Here is a 9,200-nt window from a genome sequence, read left to right as displayed (position 1 = left end):
ACACCGACCAGCCAGACACACATTTTGGCCTTGGGAGAGTCTGTCTTCCTCGATGAAGAAACATACAATCACGCCCTGGAAGTACACGGCACAGTACTGCGCCTTGAAGCCCAGATTAGAACCTACGACGAGAAAGAAGAACTCAGGAGCCAGCGCAATCACCTGCTCGAAGACATCCTGGGAAAATCAGTCACCGGGGCGATCACGGCTGACTTCAACGCAGTTATGAATGAAGTCAACAGTGAGCTGTATCCGCACGGCGACCGGAAGGTATGCCCAAAGTTCCAGTTCAAGGTGACACAGCCAAGGGGATCAGTTACGAGTTCGATCACTGCGGAGATCGGGGCTCCGGAGCAAAATCACGACGCATGGCTATCTTCGACATCGCGATGCTCCGCCACACCCCACTGCCATTCCTCATCCACGACTCCGCAATCATCAAGTTCGTCGGGCACGCCCCCGTTAGGGAACTGCTCAGCGTCTACATGCAGTCCGCAAATCTCACCAGCAGAGCGGGTGAACCAAAGCAAGTCTTCTTCTCCTTCGACGCAACAACGGCATACGGCCAGCGCGCCGAAGAACTCGTCGCAGCCACATGAGTCATCCATCTCGGCGACGGCGCCCGAGCGCTCTACAGCTTCATCTGGGACACAGAAACGACCGACGAGAGCAACTAGCCATGCCTATCACCTTCAAACCGCTATGGAAACTCATCATCTACCTAGATATGACAAAAGAGGAGATGCGAACCCGAGCAGGCTTGTCCCCTGCCGCCATTGCCAAACTTGGTAAAGATGGCAATGTCACCTCCGCAGTCCGCGCCAAAATCTGTATAGCGCTGGACTGCCGACTCTCTGATATTGCAGCCATCGTTCCCGAGGAGCCCGCGGAATGAAATTTAGTAAGAAAGCGCTTCCGTAAGTATTAGTTCGACAAAGTCGACAAGAGGACGCCACTACCTTTTCGACACGAGACTCATACCTTCAGATTGGACCGACAAACACCGGGTGAGGAGCTGCCTGAGAGAGTGATCCGAAGCGACATCGGGGCTTCACCAGGAGCTTTTCATTATCTCCACGCGGCTCAGGCTAGAGCCCCTGAAGCCGTGCGAACACAATAGAAACGTTGCCCCAGGTGCCTCCCCAGTTGCACCAAGCCTCTTTGTGACCAGAGGGATGTATGGAGGGTTAGCCTTGGGAGACCGTGTCGAGCAGCTCCCGTACATGTGTTCTGATCTGGCCGATGATGCCCCGTACTTCTTCGAGTGAGCGGCCGCTCGGGTCGTCGATCTTCCAGTCTTGATAGTGGACGCCCGGGAAGAAGGGGCAGGCTTCGCCGCATCCCATGGTGACGACCCAGTCAGACGTTTTCACCTGTGCGGGGTCAAGTGGCTTGGGTTGAGAATCGGGTTGGAGGCCGAGCTCGGCAAGGGCCTCAACGACGACGGGGTGAACTGCATCGGCGGGTTCGGATCCTGCCGACAGGATCGTCATGCCTTTTGGCGCAAGTTGCTTGGCTAATGCTGCGGCAATCTGGGAACGTCCGGCGTTTTGCCGGCAGGCGAACAAGATCGTGGTTCCTGTGGTTGCGTCATTGACGTTCATGGCGACTCCTGGGACTAAGTTTGCGAGAAGATTTTGATCAAAGTCTGGGTTGAGCGTGAAGTATGCCCATTTCCCCCTCTTTTGCCTTTCGAGAACTCCGGCTTTGACCAGCTTGCCTAGATGGTGGGAGATCGTTGACTGGCTCATGCCGAAGGCTTCGGGGAAGTTGCATGCGCACACGGGGGACGGGGCAGCCTGTTTGACCATCAAGGCTAGCTGCAGCCGGGTGGTGTCACCCAATGCTTTGAACTGCTCTACCCGAGCCTCAAGTGGCGCTGTAGGTGAGGTCACCTCGCCTACTGGGCAGGTACACGTGCGACTATCATTCACTCCTCCATGATACCACATATTGACAGTTATCGATATGTAGTCTAGGATGTTATATATCGACAATCGTCGATATGACATGTGGAGGTAAGAAGATGACCAAGATCGACATCTTTGATCCGGCGATGTGCTGTTCGTCGGGCATATGCGGAGAGAACGTTGACCAGGAAGTCGTTGATGCGGCAGCGGCTGTGAGTGCCGCGCGGAAGGAAGGGGTGGACGTGGCGCGGCACAATTTGGCCAGCGCTCCGTTGGACTTTGCATCCACTCCGGTTGTACGCGAGTTGCTCGAGTCCGAAGGGGCCGATTCTCTTCCCGCGGTGGTGATCAACGGCGAGATCGTCCTCAAGGGCGCGTATCCCACCCTGGCGCAATTGCGTGCGTGGGCGCGTCGAGATTCCGCAGGCAACTCCGATTCTCAAGTTGCACATGACGGCCGATCGGAGCTTCGAGTGGCAAGCTCGTCGTGTTGTGGAGGTGCTTCGGGATGCTGTTGAGCCAGTGGCCGCCAACAACAAAGTTTCTGATGTTCACCGGCAAGGGTGGGGTCGGCAAGACGACTGTGTCATGCGCTACCGCCCTTTCGCTTGCCGCGCAAGGGCGCAAAGTCTTGCTGGTGTCGACGGATCCGGCCTCAAATGTCGCTCAGGTCTTCGGGCAATCCATTGGATCCGAAATCACCGCGCTAGACGAGAGCGTCGCCAGGGAGACGGGGGTGAAGGTCAGGCTCGATGCGATCGAGATTGACCCGAACATGGAGGCAGAAAAGTATCGTGAGTCGATTCTTGCGCCAGTTCGTCACCTTCTGCCGCCCGAAGTGCTGCGCGAGTCCGAGGAGACGCTCTCTGGATCCTGCACGGTGGAGGTCGCCTCATTCAACAGGTTTGTTGATTTCCTCGTCTCCCCGAACATTGTCGATGCTTACGATCACATTGTTTTCGACACCGCACCCACAGGCCATACGCTGCGGCTGCTCGCACTGCCGGGCGACTGGTCGTCTTTCATTGAGAAGAGCACTGGTGACGCTTCCTGTCTTGGCCCGTTGTCAGGGCTTGATAAGCATCGCCAGACCTACGACGATGCGGTCAATGCGCTGAAGGACCCTGCGCTGACCACTTTGGTGCTTGTGGCGCGCGCTCAAGATTCCACTCTTCAGGAGGCTGAGCGTGCAGCCAGCGAGCTCTCGGAACTCGGGGTTAATCCGCAGGCGCTGGTTGTCAACGCACTCTTGCCTGAAGCAGACAACGACCCGCTCCACCGTAGGCTCATGCTCGGTGAGCAGCATGTCCTCAATGGGCTGGCGACCACCCATCCAGCACTCAGTGGATTGGTATGTTTCACGATCCCCATGAACCCAGAACCTGTCATGGGAATTAAGGGGTTGACCACTGTTGCCCTGCAGTTCCATGAGAACGTGCCCGGCCATGAGGAACTGCCATCTGCCGAAGTTGTCGACGTTAACGAAGTGGTGCAATCTGCCCTGTCTCAGGCAACAGAACAGATCATCGAAGGCGGCCCCAAAGTCGTTTTGGCAATGGGTAAAGGTGGAGTAGGTAAGACGACCGTCGCGCAGGCGCTTGCCGCTTCTGTCGCCAGCAAGGGGTTGCCTGTGCTTCTGGCGACTACCGACCCGGCTTCACACTTGGATATGACTCTTCCGCAGAAATATCCAGGGCTCGATGTGGTGAGCATTGATCCTCACAAGGTCGTGGAAGAGTATCGTCAAGAAGTGCTCAACACCAAGGGCGCGACACTGGATTCGGATGGCCGAGCACAGCTCATCGAGGACCTAGAGAGCCCATGCACGGAAGAAGTTGCTGTCTTCAGGGCGTTCTCTGCTGTCCTTGAAGAGGTCGACCGACGCTGGGTCATCATCGATACTGCTCCCACCGGGCACACCCTGCTGCTTTTGGACGCTACCGGCTCCTATCACCGAGAGCTCCTTCGTCAGTCCGGGGCAACCGAAGGAAGCGATGGCACACTGACCGCTCTTATGCGTCTGAGAGACCAGGACCGGACATTCCCGGTCCTGGTAACGCTTCCCGAGTCAACTCCGATCTTGGAAGCCAAGGAACTCGCTGATGACCTCGCCCGCGCTGGCATTACGCCACGAGCCTGGGCCATCAACCAGTACCTACCAAAGAACCGGCCGCAGTCGACGTTCCTTCAACAACGAGCCACAGCGCAACACAACACCGTGGAGCGTTATCTGGCCACAGACCAGATGCACACCCCTATTTGGGAAATCCCGGTGGCATAGCCACATCAGAGTAAAGGTGGGGTGTCCGGGACAAGTCAACTCCTGGACACCCCAACTTGATCGTTTCTAAAGGCATTAAACACGATCTACATTGCGAATTGCGTCTACTTCCATACAAGAAGACCGGCTATCCCATGGCTATAGCACATTCTGCGAGAACGCCGAAAAACACTTCGATCGCCCCGACGATTGAGTTTTCCCACGCCACATACGAGATCGGTGAATGGCTTCGCAAGCATCATCAAAGACAACGGCTTTCTGACCAACATCCTCACAGATGCATCGGGAAACCTTTTGACGCGAACCCCATACTTTTTGACGCAGGGCCAAGCCTTTTGATGCTACCTGCCAGAGAAGACCGAAGAATACTCTAAGAGGGCACTCCAAAAGACCAATCAGCCACCCCAAGAGCCTCTCTACAGTTCCACACGACCGGACCCCACACCCCAAAAACCGCTCTAGAACAGCAAAAACGCCACCCCGGACACCTCCCGGCAGGGCCAGGAATCTTGTATCCAGAGTGACGTTCTAGTGGACTAAAGGTGGTCACGATGGATACAAAGCCTGGGGCGGGTGCATAACCAAGCCAAGTGGGTGCACTGCGAGGCCCGGTGGGTGCATCTCTGGGTGCAGGTGGGTGCAAAGCCGGGCCTGGTGGGTGCGCCGCTAGGTGCGGACGGGTTCACATTTCGCGCGAAAACGATTCAGAGGCGCAACGGACCGGATGTCAAATTGGTGAGGTGTCATGAGAAATTGTGGAGTCGGCTTGCTGACTCCAAAGGAACTTATTTATGAGGTAGTAACTGACAACAAGTATGGAATCGCCGTGCGAGGTGTCCCTCGGGAGTCGTTTTTCCGGGCCTCCTGGTGCCATTTTTATCCAGAACACCCTTCGCAACACGAAAGTTTGTGCTGGAACACGTGCCTTGGGATCGGAGCACATCGCCTCTCGTGAGGTTCGGGTGGATGCAACCAGTGGTTGCGGGAGATATGTGGTTGCTCTGTGGATCGCAACCGTTGGGTGGTGGATGTGCATCGTCCTCACTGGCACAGTGGATGATGAACCGCTACAGGGGAATCGGATGTCAGCCGCCTCTCCTACGGCCTGAGTGCAGGAGTTGCCATGTCCTTTCGTGAGAACCTTCAGTACCTGAGGTCCAGTCGTGGCCTCACCCAGGAGCGTTTGGCTGTCCTGTTCGGGGTGTCGCGTCAGGCGATCTCCAAGTAGGAGTCGGACCGCGCGGCGTGTGCACCACTGGGCTCGCCAGGCCGCCTCTCCAGTGCCCGTGCTCGCAGCAGCGGGTGCGCGCGCCAAAAACATCGAGGCGGGCACCGGTGTGATTGATATGCGCTAGCACATGTCTGGGTTGCAGCACTGGCTCTTCATCGTCGGGTGACGGGTCAGTCATCCTCGTCTTCGAGGTCCTCTAGCACTTCGAACGGTGACTCGACGTCGCCGCGCCAGGCCTCCAGGCCCTCGCGCACCGCGAGCACCGCCACGACCAGCGCCGCGACCGAGTCGGCCCACCACCAGCCGAACAGGCTGTTGAGGACGAGACCGATGAACACTGCACCGGAGAGGTAGATGCACAGGATGAGCTGCTTGGCGTCGGCCATCACGCTCTTGGAGCCCAGCTCTCGCCCGGTGTGGACCTCGGTCCATGCCAGCAGAGGCATGACGACCAAGCTCAGCGCGGTGATGCCGAGGCCCAGCGGGCTACGGTCGGGGCCCTCCTGGCCGACCAGGGCCAGCACCGCGTCGATCGAGACGTAGGCCGCCAGCGCGAAGAACGCGATGCCGATGGCCTTGACGGTGACCGTCTCCCACCGCTCAGGGTCCTTGCGGGTGAACTGCCAGGCGATGGCCGCGGCCGAGAGTACCTCGACGACCGAGTCGAGCCCGAAGCCGATCAGCGCCGCCGAGGACGTGAGGACGCCCGCCCAGACGGCGACGATGGCCTCGATGACGTTGTAGGTGATCGTGAAGCCGACGATGAAGCGGACGCGGCGGTGCAATGTCGCGCGACGCGCGGTGGTCAGGGTCTCACTCATGCTTCCACCGCCGTTCCACAGCAGCCCGGCACCGAGCATGCCGGGTCGATGCACGGCGCGTCCTCGTCCACCGCGAGCGTGACGTCGATCAGGGCAGCCAGTGCCGCCGCGAGGTGCGGGTCGGCGATCTCGTAGCGCGTCTGGCGGCCCTCGGGCTCGGCGACGACGATTCCGCAGTCGCGCAGGCAGGTCAGGTGGTTGGACACGTTTGAGCGGGTCAGCTCCAGCTCGCGCGAGAGCACGGCCGGGTAGCTCGGGCCGTCGAGCAGGGTCATGAGTATCTTGGAGCGCGTCGGGTCGGCCATGGCCCGGCCGAGCCGGTTCATGACATCGAGGCGCGAAGCAATAGTCAGCATGCACTGAACTATACAGTGCACACTGACCAATGTCAAGGTGCAAGGGCTGCCGCACGCGCTCCGCGCGCTTGCCTTCGGGAACCATGGTCACCGCTTGCGCCAGCTCGGCCACTTCGGCATCCCGCGCCCGCTCCAGGTCTCCACCAGGCCGACGACCCAGCGGGCGGATGCGAGGAGGGCGTAGCCGGCCCCGGCGAGGCTCACGGCGACCACGAGCCACCGGCCGATGCCGAGCCACACGCTCCCGTCCACGTCCAGCGCCCACTGAGCGCCCGTGATGAGCCCGGCGATACCCATCCAGAGCCCGGCGACGAACACGACCACCGGCAGGAGAGCGAGGCACATTGCCGCGGCCGCCGACCAGAGCTGACGCGCTTCCAGCTTCGCCGTCGCCGCGATGATTCGCTCGGCCCGTTCGTTCGAGGCGTCGAGGTTCGCGGTCATCGTGGCCGCGGCCTCCCCGGCGACCTGCTCGATAGCCTTCTCGACCCGTTCCTCGGTGCGCTTCTCGATCCGCTGAACCACCCCGCCGACCTGGCTCACGAGCTTCTGGTTCGCCGCGGCCTGCACCTTGAGCCCCTCAATCGCCGAGGCCGTAGCCGCGCGATTCTTCTGTGCCTCCGCAACCAAGCTCCGCCACGCGGCATTCAAGCTCTCGCCGTTGAGACTCTGCGCGAACTCGCCGAGCGTGCTCGCGATCTCGTTCTGCCTGCTCTCGATACTCGCGATCCTCGCGGACACGTCGCTGGAGGGCGAGGAGGTCGACGCCGGGGCCGTGATCCGCTCCAGCCGCCTCGTCCATGACCTGTCTAGAAGCAACACATATGAGACACCCCTACCAACACAGCAAACCAAACATCTAGCACAACAAACGAGACACCCAACCCCACCCACAACCACCACCCATCTACCCAAACATATGAGACAGTCGCCACACTATAAAAATGACTGACTCACACAACCCCAAAACCACCCGAAACAAAGCAATCATCACAGCCATAACAACCTGCGCAATGACACCCACACAAGCAGCAAAACACTTCCACCTCTTACGCTCACAAACCTACAAACTCCTACGCAAATACAAACAACACGGCACCACCGCCCTCACCCCACAATCAACCCGCCCCACACATACCCAACCAAAACCCCAGACACAACCCTGCAACTCATCATCGCAACCCACCACACACTCAAAAAACAAGGCCACTACGCAGGCGCAAGATCCATACGACAACACCTACAACAAGCAGGACACCAACCACCACATGAATCCACAATCCAACGCAAACTCAAACAGGCAGGACTAACAAAACAAGAACCCAAAAACGCCCACGAACATCCTGGAACCGCTTTGAAGCTGACCTACCAAACGAACTATGGCAGTCAGATTTCACACACCTACGCCTCGCAGATAACACCGACGTAGAAGTAATTGGATGGCTAGACGACCACTCCCGCTTCCTGCTCCATCTCTCAGCCCGCAAAAGAGTCCTCGGCGCAACAGTAACCGACACCTTCTGGGAATCCTGCACAAAACACGATCCACCCGCAGCAACACTCACAGATAACGGAGTCGTCTACACAACCCGCTTCGGAGGCGGAGGAAGATCTAGCCCTAACGCCTATGAAACATTGGGCATAGGACAATGCAACTCAAGACCAGGGCACCCCACCACCCAAGGCAAAATCGAACGACTCTGGCAAACACTAAAACGATGGATAACAGCACAACCAAAAGCAACCGGTATAGCCGAACTCAATGAACAACTAGCCAGATTCATGCGGATCTACAACGAAGAAAGACCACACAGCGCGTTAAACGGTAAAACCCCGCACTACATCTACACAACACAACCCAAACTAGGGTCAGTAGCGCTATCGGAGTCAGCAATCCGATTTAGAACTGACAAGGTAGACCAAGAAGGCAAAATCACCATCCGGTACATGAACAAAATCAGACACCTAGGAATAGGAAGAGGGTACGCGGGCAAAAGAGTCTATGCGCTGATATCCGGAAAAGAAGTCACAGTGATGCTGATAGGCAGCGGAGAAATAATCGGGGAATACATCCTAGATCCCAACAAGAACTACCACGCAAGAAAGCAACAATAACTGTCTCATAAGTCTGGATAGATGCACCGGAAAAAGCACACGAAAGAGCGTCTCATTTCTCCGGCTAGATAAACGTGTGGCAAGACCTATGAACTGTCTCATATGTCTTGCCGCATCACATTGGACCAAAGGTGGTCACGATGGATACAAGAGCCGGGGTGGGTGCGCTTTGAGGACCGGTGGGTGGAAAGCAGAGCCGGGTGGGTGCATCTTCGGGTGCGGGTGGGTGCATGGGTTGATGTGCGTTGGTGCTGGTTGTCAGCGAGGACAATGAAGCCCCAGGTCAACAGGTACCTGGGGCAAGGGGTGCGGCTGGTCTAGAAGGTTGTGCCGTCGTTGAAAGTGATAGCGATTGTTCCGTCGGGGTGGATGGTGGCGTGGTCGACGAGGGCTCGCCAGGCTTCAGGTGTGTAGCTGATTACGGGGTTCTCGCTGCGGTACTGGTGGAACTACGTGGCCCGGCGCGAGACCAGCGCCGCATGGATG

Annotated in this window: 9 protein-coding genes and 2 pseudogenes; 6 read left to right on the top strand and 5 right to left on the bottom strand. The window is 58.1% G+C overall.

Going from position 1 to position 9,200, the window contains the following annotated elements:
- Window positions 1–272: 272 nt before the first annotated feature.
- Both OU02_RS08425 and OU02_RS07905 read left to right on the top strand, forming a co-directional pair.
- On the top strand, window positions 273–599 hold the full coding sequence (locus OU02_RS08425; protein WP_080720586.1) for a DUF2326 domain-containing protein: 327 nt from the start codon (window positions 273–275) through the stop codon (window positions 597–599).
- Window positions 600–679: 80 nt separating this feature from the next.
- Window positions 680–895, top strand: a complete 216-nt coding sequence (locus OU02_RS07905; RefSeq protein ID WP_033489764.1) for a helix-turn-helix domain-containing protein — start codon at window positions 680–682, stop codon at window positions 893–895.
- A gap of 292 nt (window positions 896–1,187) precedes the next feature.
- Here the strand turns inward: OU02_RS07905 and OU02_RS09090 are convergent, their stop codons facing one another.
- Window positions 1,188–1,604, bottom strand: coding sequence for an arsenate reductase/protein-tyrosine-phosphatase family protein (locus OU02_RS09090; protein ID WP_033489766.1), 417 nt, complete (start codon window positions 1,602–1,604; stop codon window positions 1,188–1,190).
- A gap of 54 nt (window positions 1,605–1,658) precedes the next feature.
- A pseudogene (locus tag OU02_RS09230) lies at window positions 1,659–1,952 on the bottom strand (ArsR/SmtB family transcription factor); the annotation flags it as partial.
- Window positions 1,953–2,026: 74 nt separating this feature from the next.
- On the opposite strand from OU02_RS09230, the gene arsD reads away from it, so the two are divergent.
- The 3 genes and pseudogenes from arsD to OU02_RS08775 all read left to right on the top strand — a co-directional run.
- Window positions 2,027–2,428, top strand: coding sequence for an arsenite efflux transporter metallochaperone ArsD (gene arsD, locus OU02_RS07895; protein ID WP_033489763.1), 402 nt, complete (start codon window positions 2,027–2,029; stop codon window positions 2,426–2,428).
- Window positions 2,419–4,191, top strand: a complete 1,773-nt coding sequence (gene arsA, locus OU02_RS07890) for an arsenical pump-driving ATPase (RefSeq protein WP_033489762.1) — start codon at window positions 2,419–2,421, stop codon at window positions 4,189–4,191. The genes arsD and arsA overlap by 10 nt, the downstream gene beginning before the upstream one ends.
- A gap of 1,123 nt (window positions 4,192–5,314) precedes the next feature.
- Window positions 5,315–5,416, top strand: a pseudogene (locus OU02_RS08775) (helix-turn-helix domain-containing protein); the annotation flags it as partial.
- Between the two features lie 176 nt (window positions 5,417–5,592).
- Here the strand turns inward: OU02_RS08775 and OU02_RS07885 are convergent.
- The 3 genes from OU02_RS07885 to OU02_RS07875 all read right to left on the bottom strand — a co-directional run bounded on the left by OU02_RS07885 (window position 5,593) and on the right by OU02_RS07875 (window position 7,340).
- A complete protein-coding gene (locus OU02_RS07885; protein WP_033489761.1) occupies window positions 5,593–6,243 on the bottom strand; it encodes a cation diffusion facilitator family transporter in 651 nt (216 codons plus the stop codon).
- Window positions 6,240–6,599 carry a Cd(II)/Pb(II)-sensing metalloregulatory transcriptional regulator CmtR gene (gene cmtR, locus OU02_RS07880; RefSeq protein WP_033489760.1) on the bottom strand — a complete coding sequence of 120 codons (360 nt, stop codon included), beginning with the start codon at window positions 6,597–6,599 and terminating at the stop codon, window positions 6,240–6,242. The genes OU02_RS07885 and cmtR overlap by 4 nt, the downstream gene beginning before the upstream one ends.
- An 87-nt stretch (window positions 6,600–6,686) precedes the next feature.
- Window positions 6,687–7,340, bottom strand: a complete 654-nt coding sequence (locus tag OU02_RS07875) for a hypothetical protein (RefSeq protein WP_238552193.1) — start codon at window positions 7,338–7,340, stop codon at window positions 6,687–6,689.
- Between the two features lie 531 nt (window positions 7,341–7,871).
- Between OU02_RS07875 and OU02_RS09225 the strand changes: the two genes are divergently transcribed.
- Entirely contained in the window at window positions 7,872–8,714 is an 843-nt protein-coding gene (locus OU02_RS09225) for an integrase core domain-containing protein (RefSeq protein ID WP_080720584.1), read from the top strand.
- Window positions 8,715–9,200: the final 486 nt, after the last annotated feature.

It is taken from the genome of Bifidobacterium pseudolongum subsp. pseudolongum DSM 20099 (genome assembly GCF_000771225.1).
Classification (GTDB): domain Bacteria; phylum Actinomycetota; class Actinomycetes; order Actinomycetales; family Bifidobacteriaceae; genus Bifidobacterium; species Bifidobacterium pseudolongum.
This window is presented reverse-complemented; position numbering and strand designations above follow the sequence as displayed.